This is a genomic window from Pannonibacter sp. SL95, from assembly GCF_026672425.1.
In the GTDB taxonomy this organism is placed as follows: Bacteria; Pseudomonadota; Alphaproteobacteria; order Rhizobiales; family Stappiaceae; genus Pannonibacter.
Genome location: NZ_JAPPRC010000006.1, coordinates 989,387 through 1,008,310 on the forward strand (window position 1 = coordinate 989,387; position 18,924 = coordinate 1,008,310).

Here is an 18,924-nt window from a genome sequence, read left to right on the forward strand (position 1 = left end):
TTGCGTCCCGTGATGCGCATGCGCGACCCAAGGTCACATACTTGGCAGTGGTCAGGGTGGGGGTTCCCGACATATATGTCATTGCATGACGCTCTGGATCCTGTTCGCCCTCATGACCGGCCTTACGGCCTTGACTGTTCTCATGCCGCTTCGCCGCGGTAGTGCTTCAGCATCTGACGCTGGCGCTGCCGACGAGGCTGTCTACAAGGCGCAGCTGGAGGAGGTCGACCGAGACTTGCAGCGCGGCCTGGTGGATGCGGCCCAGGCCGAGGCCGCGCGGACGGAAATTGCACGACGCTTGCTGGCCGCACACAAGCAGAACCAGAGAAACGGCAAAAGCGCAGCGACGGGCGCTGTCAAATGGGCCGCTTTGCTGCCTGCGCTGCTCCTTCCCGCTGGCGCGCTTGGCCTTTATCTCTGGATTGGCTCTCCCGATCTGCCTGACCAGCCGCTCGAAGCGCGGCTTCAATCCAATCCCGAAGGGCAACCCGTTGAAGTGCTGGTGGCGCGCGTCGAGCGGCATCTGGCTGCCAATCCGCAGGATGGCCAGGGCTGGGAAGTCCTTGCCCCCGTCTATATGAGCCTTGGACGCCCGCAGGATGCGGCGCAGGCCTATGCCAACGCGATCCGCCTGAATGGTGCGTCGGAACCGCGCCAGTCCAGTCTTGGTGAAGCGCTTGTCGTGGCGGCGGAAGGGCTTGTGACAGCTGATGCGCGCGCGGCCTTTGAACGGGCGGTCCAGCTTGACCCGGCCGCCGCAAAACCGCGCTTTTTCCTGGCGCTGGCTCTGGGCCAGGAGGGCAAGCGCGACGAAGCGATCTCCGCCTGGAAACGGCTGCTCGACGGGGCAAATCCGAACGAGATCTGGGTCCCGGCGGCGCAGCAGGAACTGGCTCAGCTCGAGGGTCGCCTGCCGCCGTCCTTGCAGCCACCGCGCGGACCGGCTGCGGCTGACGTCGAGGCCGCGGCAGCGATGAGCGAGGCTGAGCGTGGCGAGATGATCCGCTCCATGGTCGACGGCCTGAAGACACGGCTTGAGGCCGATGGCGGCTCGGTGGAGGAATGGGTGCGGTTGATCCGGGCCCAGATCGTCATGGGCGACAAGGATGCTGCGAAAGCCAGTTTGGCGAAGGCTCGCGAGACATTTGCAGCAGAGCCGCCGGCACTGGATGTGCTGCGACAGGCTGAAACGGACAACGGGCTCGGCTCCTGAGCCGGGCATGGGGAATGAAATGCACCGCGCGCCGAGGGGGCGCGCGGAGCTGCCACAGGGATGCAGGACGCGACATGACACGCAAGCAACGCCGGCTGACGCTGATCGGAATCGCTGCCGTGGTACTGGCCTCGGCTGCTGGTCTCATCCTGTATGCGCTGAATGACCAAATCGTGTTCTTCCAGACCCCGACGGACGTGGTGGCCAAGCAGATCCCTGCGGGCCAGCGGATCCGTCTTGGAGGTCTCGTCGAAGATGGCTCGGTGCAGCGTTCGGATGACGCGAAAGTCAGCTTCAGGGTGACGGATACGGCCAATACGGTTGCAGTCACCTATGTCGGCATTCTCCCCGATCTCTTCCGCGAGGGGCAGGGGGTTGTGACCGAAGGAATTGTCGGGCCGGACGGGATCTTCCGGGCAGACAGCGTGCTTGCAAAGCACGACGAGAATTACGTGCCCAAGGAAGTCGCCGATGCGCTGAAGGCGCAGGGCGTCTGGAAGGGCGACGGGGCATCTGCACAGTAGACGGAACCGGAAGACGCAAGCGACGCGCCGGGTGAGGGACCGATGATCGTAGAGACAGGCCATTTTGCGCTGGTGCTGGCCTTTGTGCTGGCGCTGATCCAGTCGGTGGTGCCGGTTTGGGGGGCGGTGACGTCCGACCGGCGGCTGATGGAAACGGCGGCACCCGTTGCCAATGCGCTGTTCGTGCTGGTCGCCCTTTCCTTTGCCGTGCTGACCTGGGCCTATCTTGCCTCCGACTTTTCGGTGGTGAACGTTTGGGAGAACTCCCATTCGGCCAAGCCGCTGATCTTCAAGATCTCCGGTGTCTGGGGCAACCACGAAGGCTCGATGCTGCTGTGGGTGCTGATCCTTGTTCTGTTCGGCAGTCTGGTGGCGCTGTTCAGCGGCAATGTGCCCGCTCCCTTGCGGGCAACTGTGCTCGGTGTGCAGGGCTGGATCACCGCGGCGTTTCTTCTTTTCATCCTGGCGACATCCAATCCGTTCGAGCGCATCCCGCAGGCGCCCATCGAGGGCAATGATCTCAATCCGCTGCTGCAGGATATCGGGCTCGCCATCCATCCGCCGCTGCTCTACCTCGGCTACGTCGGCTTCTCGATTACCTTTGCCTTTGCCGTTGCTGCGCTGATCCTTGGCCGCATCGATGCGGCCTGGGCGCGCTGGGTCCGTCCCTGGGCTCTGCTTGCCTGGGTGTTCCTCACCCTCGGCATCGCCATGGGGTCCTACTGGGCCTATTACGAACTGGGCTGGGGTGGCTGGTGGTTCTGGGACCCAGTCGAGAATGCCTCGTTCATGCCCTGGCTCGCCGGGACGGCCCTGCTTCACTCGGCGATCGTCATGGAGAAGCGGGAAGCCCTGAAGGTCTGGACGGTTCTGCTCGCCATCTTCACGTTCTCGCTGTCGCTGCTGGGAACGTTCCTGGTGCGCTCCGGCGTCCTGACGAGTGTGCATGCCTTTGCCGTCGATCCCGAGCGCGGCCTTTTCATCCTGGTAATCCTGTGCATCTTCATCGGCGGCTCGTTCACCCTCTATGCCTGGCGGGCTCCGCTGCTGAAGCAGGGCGGGCTGTTTGCGCCGATCAGCCGCGAAGGCGCGCTGGTTCTGAACAACCTGTTCCTGACTGCTGCCACCGTTTCGGTGCTCGTCGGTACGCTCTATCCGCTCGCCCTGGAGGCGGTGACGGGCGAAAAGATCTCCGTCGGCGCGCCGTTCTTCAACCTGACCTTCGGGCCGCTGATGATTCCGCTGCTCCTGGCCATTCCCTTTGGACCGTTGCTGGCCTGGAAGCGTGGTGACCTGCTGGCTGCAACCCAGCGGCTCTATGCCGCCTTCGGTGTGGCGCTGCTCGCCGCGCTTGCCGTGTTCTGGGCCTGGGGCATGAGACAGGTGCTGGCCCCGATCGGTGTGGGGCTCGCCGTCTGGATCATGGCGGGTGCCGTTGCGGAACTGTTGTCGCGCACGCGGATCACGGAAATCGGGTTGTCGCGCGGATTGTCGCGCCTGGTCGGTCTGCCGCGTTCGGCCTTCGGCACCATGCTCGGGCATTTCGGCGTCGGGGTCACGCTGCTCGGCATCGTCATGGCCACCGCATTCCAGACCGAACTGGTGCGAACGGTACGTCCCGGCGACACCTTCGACATGGCGGGCTATCAGCTGACCTTTACCGGCATCGCGCCGCGGCAGGGGCCGAACTATACGGAACAGGTTGGGCATCTGGTCGTGCGGCAGGGCGGGGCCGAGATTGCGGCGATGGATCCCTCCAAGCGCATCTATCCGGCCCGCGGCATGCCCACGACCGAAGCCTCGATCCTGACCTTCGGCTTCTCCCAGCTGTATGTGTCCCTGGGCGAGACGCGGGACGACGGCGCCGTTGATATCCGGGCCTATTTCAAGCCCATGATCACGCTGATCTGGCTGGGGACCCTGGTGATGTCGATTGGTGGCATCATCTCGATTACGGATCGCCGGCTGCGCGTGGGGGCACCCAAGCCCGCCCGCGCCAAGACCGCCGGTCTCAGCCCGGCTGAATGAGGATGGGGTCGATGATCCAGATGCGGCGTTTCATCCTTTTGCTGGCGCTGCTGGCGAGCGTGCTGGCACCTCTGACGGCAGTACACGCGCTTGCCCCGGACGAAGTGCTGGCTGACCCGGTGCTGGAGCAGCGGGCGAGGGCGCTGTCGTCCGAACTGCGCTGCATGGTGTGCCAGAACCAGTCCATCGATGACAGCGATGCACCACTCGCGAAGGACTTGCGGGTGCTGGTGCGTGAAAGGCTGGTTGCCGGTGATAGCGACGCACAGGTGATCGACTACCTGGTTTCGCGCTACGGCGAGTTCGTGCTTCTGAAGCCCAAGGTTGCCTGGCATACGCTGGCGCTCTGGATCGCCGGGCCGCTCGCGTTGATCGCGGGCATTGCGGGCCTGCTGCTCGCCCTGCGCCGGCAACGCAAGGCGCAACCTGTTGCCGCCGGCGGGCTGAGCGCGGCCGAGCAGGCCGAACTGGATCAGATCCTGAAGGGTGGGACGGGCGACAAGAGCTGAGCCCAGACGGCGATGGTCTGCCTCAGGCGGCCGTCGCCATGGTCGTCAGGCGAACCTTGATAAAACGCATCGTGCGCTGCGCTTCGACCACGGACAGAATGCGGAACTCGCCAACCCAGTGGTCCACGACGGCTGGGTTCGACTTTATCTGACGCGCCCGCGCCTTGCAAAGCGCGCCGAAAGCGGTCTCGCCGACTTCAAGTGACCGGCACAGCACAGCAATTGCCTCGATGTCCTGACGCACCATCACGTTGCGGACGAATTTCTCGTCCACGGCGCTGAGCTGAGCCAGGAGATACGACAGGTCATAGAGGTCGTTGGCGAGACTGTACTCGATGATCACCTCATCGAGCTGGCGATGTCCGTCGCGGATGTCCTTCAGGGCAACCTTGGTGTTCAACCGGGCCTTTCGCCGCTCGATCTTGGAATCATCCACCAGAAGGCTGGCTTCGCGGAACAGATCCCGTGCGACGCGCTCGTTGTTCTCGAAAATGTGCCGGAGTTTGGCCTGACGGTCCTGCGGCAGCATGGACAGCAGTTTTTCGAAGTTGGCCTTGTTCAGGTCGTGACGCTCGGTGAGCGACTCGCGCAGGGTCGTGTCGGTCTCTGCAAGCTTGACCAGCAGGCGCCCGCCCCAGTCGGACAGTTCGGCGCTGGGGTTGGCGGCCACCGACCGGCGGACCGGCTGTTCGCCGCGTTCCAACAGGACGTCGGTGACGCGGGACTGCAGCGCATCGCGCTTGGAAATTGCGAGCAGGTGATCCTGGCCCTTCGTCTTGGCGAGGGTATAGAGATCGTCGTCGGTCAGGACCGGAGAGTTTTCGAGGACGGGGGCAGCGACAGTGGCGGTATCGTTGGCGAGCTTCAGCACCAGTTCGCGCGGCGTCGTCTCGATCGCGCCAATCTGCTGCGACAGGGTCTGACGGCCTTCCGTATCGACCATGTCGAGAAGGTTGATCAGCACGTCGTTGAACAGCGAGAGCTCTTCGTTTGTGTAGCGTTCAGCGCCATCCACGAACAGTGTCGCGACATGGCCCATCAGCTCGCGACGCTTGTCGCTGCTGCTTTCCCGCGCCAGATCAACCAAGGATGCCAGCATGTCCGCCCCGACTGCACCGTTTCAACATGTCCCAGATCAGGAAACATAAGGCGAAAGGCTTTACAGACGGCTAAATGGATCGCTTAAAGTTGCGCCTCTATTGAAAAAGGTCGTCATGGATTGTGACCTTCAGGCACAAGACTAGTGAAAACTAACATTACAAAGGATTAATCCGCCAGACAGGCGGCTGTAAGGCACGGCTCTCCATATTGGCAGTGAAGGACAAGGGATGTGTCCCCGCGTTTCCCGGTCCCTATCGCTTTCGCTCCACGACCTCCAGGAGAGCCATATGTTTGAACGTACTGCCACCCAGAACAAAGTCCTCGGTTCACGCCGCTCGCGTCTGCTTGCCGGTGCCATGGCCCTCGGCCTTGCCGGTGTTCTGACCACTCAGACGATCCTGCCGGGACAGCCTGCCCTTGCCGAGGCTGTCCGGGTTCAGGCTGCTGCCCCTGCAGATTTTTCACAGGTTGTCACCGCCGTTCAGCCGGCTGTCGTCAGCGTACGCGTCAAGCAGGCCGCCGAGCCGCAGATGATGAATTTTGGTGGCCGCAGCCTGGACGGATCCGGTATTCCGGGTCTTGAAAACCTGCCCGACGGGCATCCGCTGCAGCGCTTCTTCGAGCGCAAGGGCGAGAGCCAGCGTGGCCAGCCGCGCGGCGAGCCGAAGTCTTTTGGCATGTCGCAGGGGTCTGGCTTCTTCATCAGCGAGGATGGCTATGTGGTCACGAACCATCATGTGATCGACAAGGGCACCGAATTCACCGTCATCGACAACGAAGGCAATGAGCTGGCTGCCCGCCTCATCGGCGCTGATCCGCGTACCGACCTCGCCCTGCTGAAGGTCGACGGCGACAAGCCGTTCACCTACGTCCGCTTTGCCGAGGATGGTCCTGCTGTCGGCGAATGGGTCGTTGCCATCGGCAATCCCTTTGGTCTCGGCGGTACTGTGACGGCCGGCATCGTCTCGGCGCGTGGCCGCGACATCGGCGCTGGCCCCTATGACGACTTCATCCAGATCGATGCGCCGGTGAACCGTGGCAACTCTGGTGGTCCGGCCTTCAACATGAAGGGTGAGGTGATCGGCGTGAATGCTGCGATCTTCTCTCCGTCTGGTGGGAACGTCGGTATCGCCTTCGCCATTCCGGCGTCGACCGCAACCGATGTCGTCACAGACCTGAAGGACACCGGGTCCGTGGTGCGAGGCTGGCTTGGGGTCCAGATCCAGCCTGTGACCGGCGACATTGCCGAGAGCCTTGGTCTTGCCAAGGCCGAGGGTGCGATCGTCTCCGATCCGCAGGATGGCAGCCCGGCCGACAAGGCAGGGATCAGGGCGGGCGACACGATCCTCAAGGTCGATGGCAAGCCGATCAAGGGCCCGCGCGACCTGTCCCGCCTGATTGCTGGCTATGCGCCCGAAACCAAGGTGAAGCTTACCGTGTGGCGTGACGGAACCGAGGAAGACATTTCGGTGAAGCTCGGCAAGCTCAACGAGCCGGAGGCCGTTGCCGAAGTGACCCCGTCGGTTGCCGGCAACACCCAGCTGGCCGATCTCGGCATCGAGGTCACCGGGGCCAAGCGGGCCGGGCTGGACATTGACGGCGTTGTCGTGACGGCCATCGACCCTGATGGTCCGGCGGCAGAGAAGGGCCTGCGTGAGGGCGATGTCATCGCCGAAGTTGCCGGCCAGAAGGTGACCTCTGCCAAGGACGTCGAAAAGGCCATCGCCAAGGCCGAGAAGGATGGCCGCAAGGCAGTGCTGATGCGTGTCTTCAGCGAGGATGCGTCGCGGTTCGTTGCCGTGCCGCTGGCCTGATCGTCAGTCGTTCCCCGTCATTGCCAGCAGGTCCGCTGCCTCGCGACTGGCAATGACCGGGCCGGAGTGCCGGATCGGGCAGGCAGCCCCCGCTGACAACTGCCCGACGGCGACCCGGAGGGTCCGCGATGCCAGCCACAGGTGTCGCGGACCCTGTGCCACCTGATCCGGTATTCCCACGGTGGCCACACCTCAGCTACAAGTGAGACATGATGCGGATTCTGATCATCGAAGACGACAAGCAGGCTGCGGCCTATCTTGCCAAGGGGCTCAAGGAAATCGGCCATATGGCGGATCAGGCGAGCGACGGCGAGGAAGGGCTCGATATGGCCTCGTCCGGGTCCTATGACGTGCTTGTCGTCGACCGGATGCTGCCCAAGCGCGACGGTCTGTCGGTGATCCAGGCCCTGCGAAAGGCCGGGAACCATACACCGGTGCTGATCCTGTCGGCTCTTGGCCAGGTCGATGACCGCGTCACGGGCCTGCGCGCCGGTGGTGACGACTATCTGCCCAAGCCCTTCGCCTTCACCGAACTGCTGGCCCGGATCGAGGCACTTGGCCGCCGGCCAAAGGCCGGTGGTGACGTGGAGACCATGTACCGCGTGGCTGATCTGGAGCTGGACCGGCTGGCGCATCGCTGCACGCGGGCGGGCAAGGACATTCCACTGCAGCCGCGCGAGTTCCGCCTGCTCGAATATCTGATGCAGCATGCCGGCCAGGTCGTGACGCGCACGATGCTGCTCGAGAACGTCTGGGAATATCACTTCGATCCTCAGACGAACGTCATCGACGTGCACATCTCGCGCCTGCGGTCGAAGATTGACAAGGACTTCGACACGCCCTTGCTGCACACGGTGCGCGGCGCAGGCTACACGATCCGCAGCGGTGCCGGCCGTGACAGCGCTTGGCTAGGCTTCTGCGCACCACGGCGTTCAAGCTGTCCCTGCTGTATTTCGCAGTCTTCACCGGCCTGTCCGGCTTCCTGCTGGTCTCCATTTCCCGCAACACCGATGCCCTGATGACCGAGCAGGTGGTGCAGACGGTGGACGCGGAAATCGAGGGGCTTGCCGATCAATATGCCCGTGGCGGCGCGCGGGGGCTTGTTTCGGCCATAGACGGGCGCGCCAGGCGGCCGGATGCGAGCCTCTATCTGTTTGTCGACTTTGCCGGAAACGTCCTGGCCGGCAATATCGCCCGCCTGCCGACGACGGTTCTGGAGGAGGCCGATGGCGGCGTCCGGCGGGTGAAATATGCGCGCGGCGAGGGCGAAACCGAACGGGAAGCCGTCGTGCGCACGTTCGAGGTGCCAGGCGGCTTCCGGCTGCTGGTCGGCCGGGATCTCGGCGAACAGACGCGGTTCCGAGATATCCTGGGTGGTGCCTTGCGGGTCTGGCTTGCGGTGGTCGTGGTGATGGCGGTCGTCACCTGGGCCTTTGTCAGCCGCCGTGTGCTCAAGCGCATTGACGCCATCGCCGCATCAAGTCGCCAGATCATGGACGGCAACTTGTCCCAGCGCTTGCCGGTTGCCGGCAATGGCGACGAGTTTGACCGGCTTGCGGTCAGTCTGAACGCCATGCTCGAGCGGATCGAACAGCTGATGCAGAACTTGCGAGATGTCACCGACAACATCGCGCATGACCTGAAGACGCCACTGACGCGCCTACGCACGCGGCTTGAGACGACGCTGCATGAGGCGCGGGGCGAAGCGGATCTGCGCGAGGCGCTGGAAGCCACCATCGAGGACAGCGAGGGCCTGATCCGGATCTTCGACGCGCTGCTGCGGATCGCCAGGGTCGAGGCCATGTCGCCGGACCGGGGGCTGGAACCCGTCGACGTTGCCGCCATCGCCGAGGAGCTGGCCGACCTCTATGGGCCTGTGCTTGAAGACGAGGGCGGCAGCCTTCGGCTTGACCTGAAGCCCGTGCCCAAGGCGCTGGGCAATCGCGAACTGATCGCCCAGGTGCTGGTCAACCTGATCGAGAACGCCCTGAAATATGCCCGTCGGGAGAATGGACAGCCCCTGGCAATCACCGTAATGGTCAGCCAGGAGAAGGACCGGATTCTGTTGTCCGTGGCTGACAACGGCCCGGGCATCGCGCTGAAGGACCGCGACCGGGTGCTCGACCGTTTCGTCCGCCTCGAACAGAGCCGGACGGAACCGGGCTATGGTCTTGGCCTCAGCCTGGTGCGTGCCATCGCCCGCCTGCATGGCGGGACGCTGGCGCTGCAGGAAGCCGGTCCCGGACTGAAGGCGCAGATCGACCTGATGGTTGCGCCGGCGGTCAGGCTGGGAGGTGATGCGCAAGATGGCAATGACAGGAGCTGAAGCAGGGGCAACCCTTTCCCTGAGCCACCGGATTGCCGTTGTGCCGCTGTCGATTGATCCCCCGCGCAGCGAACGCCTTGTCGGTGATCTGATCGAGCGCGCCGGGTCCAGTGACACGCCGGCTGCCAGGGCCGTGGTGGAGCTGCTGAACGGTAAGGAACGGTTGCGGCAGTTCCTGGGTGCTGTCATGGCCAACTCGGCCTATCTGCGCGATCTTTGCCTGCTTGATCCAGACCGGCTGGGGCGGATCCTCACGGCCAATCCCGACGTCTTTGCTGCCGACACCATCCTGGCCGGCCGGGAAGCGCGTGCGGAGAGCGAAGCCGATCTGATGCGCATCCTGCGCAAGCAGAAGCAGGAACTGGCGTTGTGTCTGGGCCTCGCCGACATTGCCGGCGCGGTTGATCTCGATGTGGTGACGCGCGGCCTTGCCGAATTCGCTGATGCCGCTCTGACCGCTGCCATCCGGTTCTGCCTGCGGGATCTGGCGGCGCGCGGCAAGTTCGAGATCGCCAACCCGGACCGGCCGGAGGAAAACTCCGGTCTCATCGTTCTGGCGATGGGCAAGCATGGCGCGTTCGAGCTGAACTACTCCTCCGATATCGATCTGATCGTGCTTTATGACCCTGCCATTACGCCAATGCGGGGCGGTGCGGAGGCGCCGGTTGAATTCGTGCGTCTGACCAAGCGGTTCGTGAAGATCATGCAGGAGCGCACCGGCGACGGATACGTATTCCGCACGGATCTGCGGCTGCGGCCGGATCCCGGGGCGACGCCCGTTGCCATGTCGGTTCCCGGTGCGCTCGCCTATTATGAGGCACTCGGGCAGAACTGGGAGCGGGCGGCGCTGATCAAGGCCCGTCCCTGCGCCGGGGACCTGAAGGCCGGTGACGCCTTCCTGCATGAGATCGTCCCCTTCATCTGGCGCAAGTACCTTGATTTTGCGGCGATTGCCGACGTGCACTCGATCAAGCGCCAGATCCACATGCACAAGGGCCATGGCAAGATCGCGGTGGCGGGCCACAACGTGAAGCTTGGCCGGGGCGGCATTCGCGAGGTCGAGTTCTTCGTCCAGACACAGCAGCTGATCGCCGGCGGGCGCAATCCGGAACTGCGGGGCCGGCGAACGCTGGACATGCTGGCACGGCTGGTGACCTCCGGCTGGATCGAGGAGGAGGCCCGCGTCGATCTGGAGGCGGCCTATCGCTTCCTGCGATCGGTCGAGCACCGCATCCAGATGCTGAACGACGAACAGACGCATCTGCTGCCGCAGGACGACGAGGGCCTGACGAAGGTCGCCTATCTGTCCGGTTTTCAGACGCGCGCGGCTTTTGAGGCCAAGCTTCTGGTGCACCTGCAGAAGGTTCAGCGGCACTATGCCGAGCTGTTCGAAGACGAGCCGGAACTGGCGTCGGAACTCGGCAACCTTGTCTTCACCGGCGACGATGACGATCCGGATACGATGCAAACCCTGTCCAGTCTCGGCTATCGTCAGCCGTCGGATGCAGCCAAGGTCATCAAGGCTTGGCACTTCGGACGCTATCCGGCGATGCGCTCTACCAAGGCGCGCGAGCGGCTGACGGAACTGCATCCGGTGCTGATTTCGGCCCTGGCCAAGACCGACAATGCGGACACGGCCCTGCGCGCCTTCGATGCGTTTCTGGCGCGGCTGCCGGCCGGGGTGCAGCTGTTCTCGCTGTTGCGCTCGAACCCGCACCTGCTCCACATGCTCGCAACCGTGATGGGCTCGGCGCCACGTCTCGCCGAAACGGTTGCGCGGCGGGTGCATGTGCTGGACGCGGTGCTCGACCCGGCCTTCTACGGCTCCATGCCGAGCCTCGAGGAATTCCGCACCGGGCTGGATCTGACACTGGCGCAAGCGCGTTACTACGAAGAGGCGCTGGACCGGGCCCGCATCTTTGCGCAGGAGCAGCAGTTTCTGATCGGCCTGCGCCTTCTGTCGGATACGTTGAGCGGCGATCAGGTCGGCTACGCACTTGCGCGTCTTGCCGAAGTCGTGGTCGAGCGTCTACTGGCGCGCGTCGATGCGCATGTTGCCGAAAACCACGGCCATGTGCCCGGTGGCGACTATGCCCTCATCGCCATGGGCAAGATGGGCGGCGAGGAAATGACGGCAACCTCCGACCTCGATCTCATCCTGCTCTACGACGTGCCGGAAGGGGCATCCCAGTCGGATGGCGCAAGGCCTCTGGCGGTCAGCCAGTACTACATCCGCCTGACCCAGCGTCTCGTCACCGCGCTGTCGGCACAGACGGCGGAGGGCACGCTTTATGAAGTCGACTTCCGGCTGCGTCCGTCCGGCAACGCCGGACCGCTTGCGACAAGCCTGACGGCTTTCGAGACCTATCAGAAGTCCGAGGCCTGGACCTGGGAGCATATGGCGCTGACCCGTGGCCGGGTGATCGCGGCCTCATCACCGGCGTTCTCCGACCGGGTGACCAGCTTCCTGCATGAAACCCTGCGCCAGCCGCGTGACCGCGCCAGGATTGCCGCGGATGTCGCTGCAATGCGGGCCCGGATCGAAAAGGAAAAAGGCACCAAGGACATCTGGGATCTGAAGCAGGTGGCGGGCGGCCTCGTCGATATCGAGTTCATTGCCCAGTTCCTGCAGCTGGTGGAAGGCCACAGCCATCCTCAGATCCTGTCGCAGAATACCGGTGAGGTTCTCGCACGGGCACTTGATGCCGGCGTCATCGATGCGGATGTCGCAGGCACCTTGTCGTCCGCGCTGCGGCTTTATCACCGCCTGACACAGGTTCTGCGCATGACGCTCGCTGGATCGTTCAAGGTGTCCGAAGCCCCGCGCGGCGTCGTCGATCTGCTGCTGACGGCAAGCGCTGCGCCCGATCTTGCCCGGCTTGAGCTGGAGATGGCCGATACGCAGCAGTCCGTGCGGCAACTGTTCGAGCAGATCATCGGGCCGGTCGCCCTGCCTGATGCGCCGGACGCGGGCTGACGATCAGGCGGCGTGGGCTTCCTGGGCGAGGGGCAGGGTGAAGGTCACAGTGGTGCCCTGACCCGGGATGGACTGGATCGCCAGTGCTCCGCCCTGCAGCTCGATGAGCGAGCGGGCGATGGCGAGGCCGAGGCCTGAGCCCTTGTGGGTCTTGGTGAACTGGTTCTCGACCTGGACGAAGGGCTGCGCCAGCCGTTCGATATCCGACTTGCGGATGCCGATGCCCGTGTCCTGGATCTCGAACCGGGCCATGCCGCCGCGCTGGCTCGCAACGAGGCGCACGTGGCCGCTGTCCGGGGTGAACTTCACGCCATTGGACAGGAGGTTCAGAAGGACCTGTTTGAAGGCGCGGCGGTCGGCGGCGACGACAAGACCCTGCGGCATCGAGCAGGTGACCTCGATGGACTTTTCCTGGGCCGGTGCGCGGATGATGCGGATGGCTTCCTCGACAACGGTCCCGGCGTCCAGTGCTGCAACGCTCATGTCCATCCGGCCGGCCTCGATCTTCGACATGTCGAGGATGTCGTTGATGACGTTCAGCAGATAGGTGCCGCTGTCATAGATATCGCGGCAATACTCAGCGTAGCGATTGGAGCCGATCGGCCCGAACATCGCCTTGTCCATGATGTCGGAGAAGCCGATGATGGCGTTCAGCGGCGTGCGCAGTTCGTGGGAAATGTTGGCCAGGAACTCGGACTTAGCACGGTTGGCGTTCTCGGCGTTGGTCTTTTCCTGAGCGTATTTCTCGGCCAGTTCGACCAGTTGCTGCGCCTGCATCTCGAGCGTCTGGCGCGATTTGCGCAGATCCGAGATCGTCGCGATCAGACGCCGCTCGCTCTCCATCAGCCGCTCTTCCTGCCGCTTCAGCGCCGTGATGTCCGTGCCGACGGACACGAAGCCGCCGTCCTTTGTCCGTCGCTCGGAAATCTGCAGCCAGCGACCGTCGTCAAGCTGTGCCTCGTAGCTGGCATTGACACCGGAGGCCGGGGCCGGACTGCGGGCGGGGATCGTCGTTATGTGCGAGTTGCGCGCGGCCGCCATCACCTTGGCGTAAGGCGTGCCTGCGCGAACGGCCGTTTCAGGAAGGTTGTGCAGCGACTGATAGTTGGAGTTGCAGATGACGAGCTCATTGTCGGAGTTCCAGAGCACGAAGGCTTCGGAAATCGTCTCGATGGCGTCGCGCAGCCGCAGGTCTGCGGTGCGGCTCTGCTCGGCCAGCACGTGCTGCTCGGTGACGTCGATGCAGATGCCGATGAGATGCGGCTCGCCGCGGCCCGGCTCGATCTGGACTTCGCCGCGGGCGCGCAACCACACCCAGGATCCATTGGCATGACGCATCCGGAACATGCGGTCGACCGTGGTCTCGCCAGACGTCAGCAGGCTTTCGGCCAGGGCATAGAGGTCGATGTCGTCCGGATGGGTCAGGTCGGAGATCTCGCCAAAGCCAAGGATGTCGTCCTTGGGCTCGCGGCCCAGCAAGTCGTAAAGGGACGCGGACCAAAAGACGCGCCCGCGCGCCAGATCCCAGTCAAAGAGGCCGCAGCGGCCATGGGTGAGGGCGGTGTCGATCCGGGCGCGTGTCGCCGCATAGATGTCATCGGCCTGCTCGGCGCGTGTCGCCTGCGAAAAGAAGCCATAGACGAGGACCAGCAGCACCGTCGCAGTGCCGACAAACAGCGTCACGTTTGCCGAAACATCGCCGCGCCACTCGGCGAAAATGTCTTTCTCCGGCTGCATGACGGCGACCATGCCGAGACGTCCGCTGAGATGATGCACTGTGGCAAGCGCCGGATTTCCGCCATCCTTGTTGATCGTGAGAACGCCCGCGCGTGCGCCGAAGACGGTCAATGGCTGCGAAGGTCCGAAGACCTCGCCGATCATCTGGCCTTCGTATTCGGTCTGGAGTGGGGCGCTGGCAACGATCAGGCCGGTTGGATCCGTCACCAGGATCACGCGTCCTTCGCCTGTTGCGCCGGCCGGCAGGGCGTCGGCCAGAACCCGTTGCAGCGCCGAGCGATAGCCGACGTCCGGCAACTGGCTCTCTTCCGAGCCGATGCGGGCCGACAGGACAGAGGCGATGAGCGAAATCTCGTCGCGGGCCTGCAGCTCGACGTCCTGGTAGTCATAGGACAGTTCGAGGACACGGTAGACGGCGAGGCTGGCGATGAAGACGAGGCAGAGGATCGGGATCAGGCGGCGGAACAGCGGCTCCGTGCGCAGCAGGCGCTGGTAGGTCGGCTGCGCGAGCAGGCGGATATGCCCGGTCAGCGTGCCGCTTTTCTTTCCAGCTGTGATCTGGGCAAGGCGTCGCATGGACGCGCTGCCGGCAAAAGCCCGCGCCATCGGTCGTGTCCCGATTGTCTTGAAAATGCTTGATCCGGTAAATGGTTACACCCGAATCAAGGTCATTTGAATCCACAGACTCCGTTTTGTCCAGTGGGCGCGCGGAAATTTTTGGTTAACGCGATCCGTTCAGTTTGACGGGTCGCGTTAACGTTTTGCTAAGTCCTTGAAAACGGACTCTTATGCCAGACAGCGCTCGACGATGTCGCGGGTGTCTCTCGACAGAATTGCTGATGCCGCAATTCGCGAGAGTGCAGCCTCGGCGAGGCTGGCGCGTCCGCGTTCCAGCGCCTGCCAGGAACGGAAGGCGGAGACGAGCCTTGCGGCGAGCTGCGGATTGCGCTGGTCGAGGCGCTCCACGACATCCGCCAGGAACACGAAACCTGCCCCGTCCGCCCGGGTAAACTGCGACTGGTTGCCCGTGGAGAAGGCCCCGATAAGGGCACGCACACGGTTCGGGTTGCTCCAGTCGAAGGCGGCATGGCGCGTCAAGGTGTCCACCTGCGTCAGCGTTGCGGCATGCGGGCTCGTGGCCTGAACGGTGAACCACTTGTCCATGGCAAGCGCGTGCCCGGCGTGGCGCGCTTCGAAGGCCGCGAGCGCATCATCAGCACCATCAAGGCGTTCGTGCACCAGCACGGTCAGCGCGGCCAGCCGGTCTGTCATGTTGTCCGCTTCGCGGGCATGGCGGGTAACGATTGCTGCGCGGTCGTTCTGTTCTGAGACAGCGAGGTATCCGAGGCAGAGGCCTTTCAGGGCCCGTTCGCCGGCATCCGCCGCGGAGGGGGAGAACGGTTTGCGGCCGAGGGTTTCGGCAAGGTCCGCAAACTGCCGGGCGTGGGCTGACCCGATCGCGGCGCGCAGCAGGCGGCGCGCCGCGAGGATATGGTCAGGCTCCACGTCCTTGCCGATTTCGCGTGCGAGATCTGCTTCACCGGGCAAGTTCAGCACCTGCGCGCGGAAAGCCTGGTCGAGTGCCTCATTGGTCAGCACTTCGCCGATGGCTGCAACCAGCGCGGTGTCGGCGGTGACCGCGTCCCCGCTCCGCAGGGCAGCGTAGAGCCGCATCAGTTCCCGTGTCGCCAGATCCTGAGCAGATTGCCAGCGGTTGAAAGGATCGCTGTCGTGCCTGAGCTGGAACAGGAGGTCGGCAGGCGACTGGGAAGCGTTGAGCGTGACGGGGGCGGAAAATCCGCGCAGCAGCGACAGAACCGGGCGTGATGGCAGCCCTTCAAAGGTAAAGGTCTGGCTTCGCTGGCTCAGCAGCAGGACGTCAGAGCGCACCTGGTCTGCGCCGCGCGGGCGCACCTCCAGCTCCTCGCCGTTGGCACCGATGAAGCCGATGCGTACGGGGATGAGCATCGCCGGCTTGTCCGGCTGGTTTGGCGTCGGCCCAAGCGTTTGCGTCAGGGTGAGGGACAAGGTGCCCGTTGCAGGATCATGCGCCGGAACGGCATCGATGCGCGGTGTGCCGGCCAGATCGTACCACAGCGCGAACTGGGACAGGTCCATGCCGCTGACCTCTGCGAAACAGGCCAGAAACTGCTCGATTGTCGCGGCGTCGCCGTCGTGCCGGGAAACGTAGAGGTCCATGCCGGCCCGGAAGTCCGCGTCGCCCAGAAGGGTCTTCAGCATGCGGACAACTTCAGCCCCCTTCTCGTAGACAGTGGCCGTGTAGAAGTTGTTGATCTCGCGGTAGGCGCGCGGGCGCACCGGATGGGCCAGCGGACCGGCATCTTCGGGGAACTGATGCGATTTCAGAAGGCGCACGTCGGCAATGCGCTTGACCGGACGCGAGCGCATGTCGGAGCTGAACTCCTGATCACGGAAGACGGTCAGCCCTTCCTTGAGGCAGAGCTGGAACCAGTCGCGGCAGGTGATGCGGTTGCCGGTCCAGTTGTGGAAGTACTCATGCGCGATGACGGCTTCGACATGGGCATAGTCCTGGTCGGTCGCCGTTTCCGGGTCCGCCAGCACGAACTTGTCATTGAAGATGTTGAGGCCCTTGTTCTCCATCGCGCCCATGTTGAAATCCGACACGGCGACGATGTTGAAGACTTCAAGGTCATACTCGAGGCCGAAAACCTGTTCATCCCAGGTCATCGAGCGTTTCAGCGAGTCCATCGCCCAGTCGCACATGCTCTCCTTGCCCGGCTCGACATAGATGCCGAGTTCGACAGCGCGGCCTGAGGCGGTGACAAAGCGGTCCTTGATGCTCGCAAGATTGCCTGCGACGAGGGCGAACAGATAGGCCGGCTTCGGGTGTGGATCATGCCAGACGGCGAAATGCCGCCCGGTCCCTTCGATCTTGCCGCTCTCCACCAGGTTTCCGTTGCCAAGCAGGACCGGAGCCTCTGCCGCATCGGCTTCAATCCGGGTCGTGTAGACGGACAATACGTCTGGGCGATCGAGGAAATAGGTGATCCGCCGGAACCCTTCCGCTTCACACTGCGTGCAATAGGTGCCTGAGGATCGGTAAAGGCCCATCAGTGCGGTATTGGCCTGTGGGTTCAGCCGGGTTTCAAGCACCAGCTCGAAAGGCGTCGACGGCGGCTCGTGCAACGTCAGGGACGACGGGGTGACGGCATAGTCGGATGCGGGCAGGGCTTGCCCGGCGATCTCCACGCGCTCCAGCTGCAGTCCGTCGCCGTCCAGCGTCAGCGGTGTTCCGGGTGCAGTGGCTGCAGCCCGATGGATTGCCAGTTTGGCCGTCACTCGGGTTTCGGCCGGGTGCAGGTGCACATCAAGCCCGACCGCATCGATGCGATAGGCCGGCGGCTGGTAGTCTTCCAGTCGCACGACGCTCTGGTCCTGGGTCGCCATGATGTACTCCTGCGGCAGTGTTCGGTCGGCTGTGGCTTATCCGGACTTATGACGCCCGTCATGCCCCCTTTTCGATGATCAGACCGAAACAGGTGGACGCGAACCCGTCGATCGACAGCTTCATGTGCGGAGCACCATCGGTCCAGCATTGGGTCAGGATCGTCGGCCAGTCGTTGACATAGGGCGGGATGTCGATGAACTGGTCCATCGGTGCCTTGCCGATATCGAAGTTCATCGGCCGCACGCGATGACCCTTTGCGGTGAGACGCGCGGCGAGGTCTTCGAAATGCCGGCGCTGGTAAAGAACCGTCACCCAGTTGTCGAGCGTCTCGCCGTCGTTCATGAAGTTGAACTCGGTCGTGTGGACGGCAAGACCGCCGGGCTTCAGCGGTTTCAGGGAGTTCTCGATGAAGTCGAGCCCGTGCTTCAGGCTGCCAAGGTGCTCGAGCGCACAGATCGACCAGGTAAAGTCGAAGCCGGTGAGGTCATCGGGGATGGCATTCATGTCGACATAACGAAGGCTGATGTGCTTTTCAAAGGCCTCGCGCGACACCAGTTCGGCGCGGTAGGCCTTTTCAACCGACGTCACATACTCGTTCGTCTTTGACCAGACTTTCGCGGCCTCATTGTCCGGCGGCAGATCGGTCACCAGCACGTCGACGCCTTCGCTGGCGAGGAACGAGGGGATCGGCTCCTCGCCGCAGCCAAAACCGAGGCCGCGCTTGCCGGGCTGGATCATGCCATGGTCATGGAACGCCTGGAGCACATAAACGAACTCCCAGAGCTTGCGATGGTAGAAGATCGGGATATGCAGACGGCCGGCCCAATAGGCGGCCCAGTCGGATTCCAGATCGGCCTGGGTGGATGCCTTGCACTCAAGACCCACCTTCATCGGCTTCAGATCCGTGCGAACGGGAAGCTCGGACGCCAGCTTGCGGGCCAGCGCATAGCCCATGTTCTTCACGTTGTAATGCAGGAACTCGATGTCCTTGGTCTTCGCCCACATCGGGTTGATGTTGGGCTGGCCGGTTCCTCGTGTCAGACGAAGGCGACCGTCGAACAGCAGCTCTGCGGTGCGCTCGACGAGGGAGCGGATGTCCTCGGTCAGGGTCGGTTTCTTGAACATGGCGAGGCAATCCGGATTGAAAATTGTGACAGGAGTAGCGTCAGGATAGCCCTACCAGAGCGGGTTGTTGCGGGGCAAGCCTGAACGCTGCGGCTGAACACGTGGTTTTGTTTGCGCGTGCGGACGCGGAAGGCTATCGC

The 18,924-nt window shown here is 63.7% G+C and carries 11 protein-coding genes and 1 pseudogene; 8 read left to right on the top strand and 4 right to left on the bottom strand.

Annotated elements, in window-relative coordinates:
- The first annotated feature begins 85 nt into the window (after positions 1-85).
- The 4 genes from ccmI to OVA12_RS21695 all read left to right on the top strand — a co-directional run bounded on the left by ccmI (position 86) and on the right by OVA12_RS21695 (position 4,274).
- Positions 86-1,213, top strand: a complete 1,128-nt coding sequence (ccmI, locus tag OVA12_RS21680; RefSeq protein ID WP_268140717.1) for a c-type cytochrome biogenesis protein CcmI — start codon at positions 86-88, stop codon at positions 1,211-1,213.
- Positions 1,214-1,287: 74 nt separating this feature from the next.
- Complete coding sequence (gene ccmE / locus OVA12_RS21685; protein WP_268140718.1) at positions 1,288-1,737, top strand: cytochrome c maturation protein CcmE; 450 nt, start codon at positions 1,288-1,290, stop codon at positions 1,735-1,737.
- Between the two features lie 42 nt (positions 1,738-1,779).
- Complete coding sequence (locus OVA12_RS21690) at positions 1,780-3,765, top strand: heme lyase CcmF/NrfE family subunit (protein ID WP_268140719.1); 1,986 nt, start codon at positions 1,780-1,782, stop codon at positions 3,763-3,765.
- Positions 3,766-3,776: 11 nt separating this feature from the next.
- Entirely contained in the window at positions 3,777-4,274 is a 498-nt protein-coding gene (locus OVA12_RS21695) for a cytochrome c-type biogenesis protein (protein WP_442793912.1), read from the top strand.
- A gap of 22 nt (positions 4,275-4,296) precedes the next feature.
- On the opposite strand, the gene OVA12_RS21700 is transcribed toward OVA12_RS21695, so the two are convergent.
- Complete coding sequence (locus OVA12_RS21700) at positions 4,297-5,373, bottom strand: DUF2336 domain-containing protein (protein ID WP_268140720.1); 1,077 nt, start codon at positions 5,371-5,373, stop codon at positions 4,297-4,299.
- 289 nt (positions 5,374-5,662) lie between these two features.
- Between OVA12_RS21700 and OVA12_RS21705 the strand changes: the two genes are divergently transcribed.
- The 4 genes and pseudogenes from OVA12_RS21705 (at position 5,663) to OVA12_RS21720 (ending at position 12,492) form a co-directional block, all read left to right on the top strand.
- Positions 5,663-7,189 carry a Do family serine endopeptidase gene (locus tag OVA12_RS21705; protein WP_268140721.1) on the top strand — a complete coding sequence of 509 codons (1,527 nt, stop codon included), beginning with the start codon at positions 5,663-5,665 and terminating at the stop codon, positions 7,187-7,189.
- A 209-nt stretch (positions 7,190-7,398) separates the two neighbouring features.
- Positions 7,399-8,079: pseudogene (locus OVA12_RS21710) on the top strand (response regulator transcription factor); the annotation flags it as partial.
- Positions 8,080-8,093: 14 nt separating this feature from the next.
- Positions 8,094-9,515, top strand: coding sequence for a sensor histidine kinase (locus OVA12_RS21715; protein ID WP_268140722.1), 1,422 nt, complete (start codon positions 8,094-8,096; stop codon positions 9,513-9,515).
- Positions 9,502-12,492, top strand: coding sequence for a bifunctional [glutamine synthetase] adenylyltransferase/[glutamine synthetase]-adenylyl-L-tyrosine phosphorylase (locus tag OVA12_RS21720; RefSeq protein WP_442793928.1), 2,991 nt, complete (start codon positions 9,502-9,504; stop codon positions 12,490-12,492). The genes OVA12_RS21715 and OVA12_RS21720 overlap by 14 nt, the downstream gene beginning before the upstream one ends.
- 3 nt (positions 12,493-12,495) lie before the next feature.
- On the opposite strand, the gene OVA12_RS21725 is transcribed toward OVA12_RS21720, so the two are convergent.
- The 3 genes from OVA12_RS21725 to OVA12_RS21735 all read right to left on the bottom strand — a co-directional run bounded on the left by OVA12_RS21725 (position 12,496) and on the right by OVA12_RS21735 (position 18,784).
- Positions 12,496-14,835: a sensor histidine kinase gene (locus OVA12_RS21725; RefSeq protein WP_268140724.1), complete on the bottom strand. Its 2,340-nt coding sequence runs from the start codon at positions 14,833-14,835 to the stop codon at positions 12,496-12,498.
- A gap of 180 nt (positions 14,836-15,015) precedes the next feature.
- Positions 15,016-17,658, bottom strand: coding sequence for an aminopeptidase N (gene pepN, locus OVA12_RS21730; RefSeq protein ID WP_268140725.1), 2,643 nt, complete (start codon positions 17,656-17,658; stop codon positions 15,016-15,018).
- A gap of 58 nt (positions 17,659-17,716) precedes the next feature.
- A complete protein-coding gene (locus OVA12_RS21735) occupies positions 17,717-18,784 on the bottom strand; it encodes an SAM-dependent methyltransferase (protein ID WP_268140726.1) in 1,068 nt (355 codons plus the stop codon).
- Positions 18,785-18,924: the final 140 nt, after the last annotated feature.

Coding starts and splice junctions, on each gene's coding strand:
- OVA12_RS21720 (WP_442793928.1), top strand. CDS start 9,502: ATGACAGGAGCTGAAGCAGGGGCAACCCTTTCCCTGAGCCACCGGATT.
- OVA12_RS21690 (WP_268140719.1), top strand. CDS start 1,780: ATGATCGTAGAGACAGGCCATTTTGCGCTGGTGCTGGCCTTTGTGCTG.
- pepN (WP_268140725.1), bottom strand. CDS start 17,658: ATGGCGACCCAGGACCAGAGCGTCGTGCGACTGGAAGACTACCAGCCG.
- OVA12_RS21700 (WP_268140720.1), bottom strand. CDS start 5,373: ATGCTGGCATCCTTGGTTGATCTGGCGCGGGAAAGCAGCAGCGACAAG.
- ccmE (WP_268140718.1), top strand. CDS start 1,288: ATGACACGCAAGCAACGCCGGCTGACGCTGATCGGAATCGCTGCCGTG.
- OVA12_RS21725 (WP_268140724.1), bottom strand. CDS start 14,835: ATGGCGCGGGCTTTTGCCGGCAGCGCGTCCATGCGACGCCTTGCCCAG.
- OVA12_RS21695 (WP_442793912.1), top strand. CDS start 3,777: ATGATCCAGATGCGGCGTTTCATCCTTTTGCTGGCGCTGCTGGCGAGC.
- OVA12_RS21705 (WP_268140721.1), top strand. CDS start 5,663: ATGTTTGAACGTACTGCCACCCAGAACAAAGTCCTCGGTTCACGCCGC.
- ccmI (WP_268140717.1), top strand. CDS start 86: ATGACGCTCTGGATCCTGTTCGCCCTCATGACCGGCCTTACGGCCTTG.
- OVA12_RS21735 (WP_268140726.1), bottom strand. CDS start 18,784: ATGTTCAAGAAACCGACCCTGACCGAGGACATCCGCTCCCTCGTCGAG.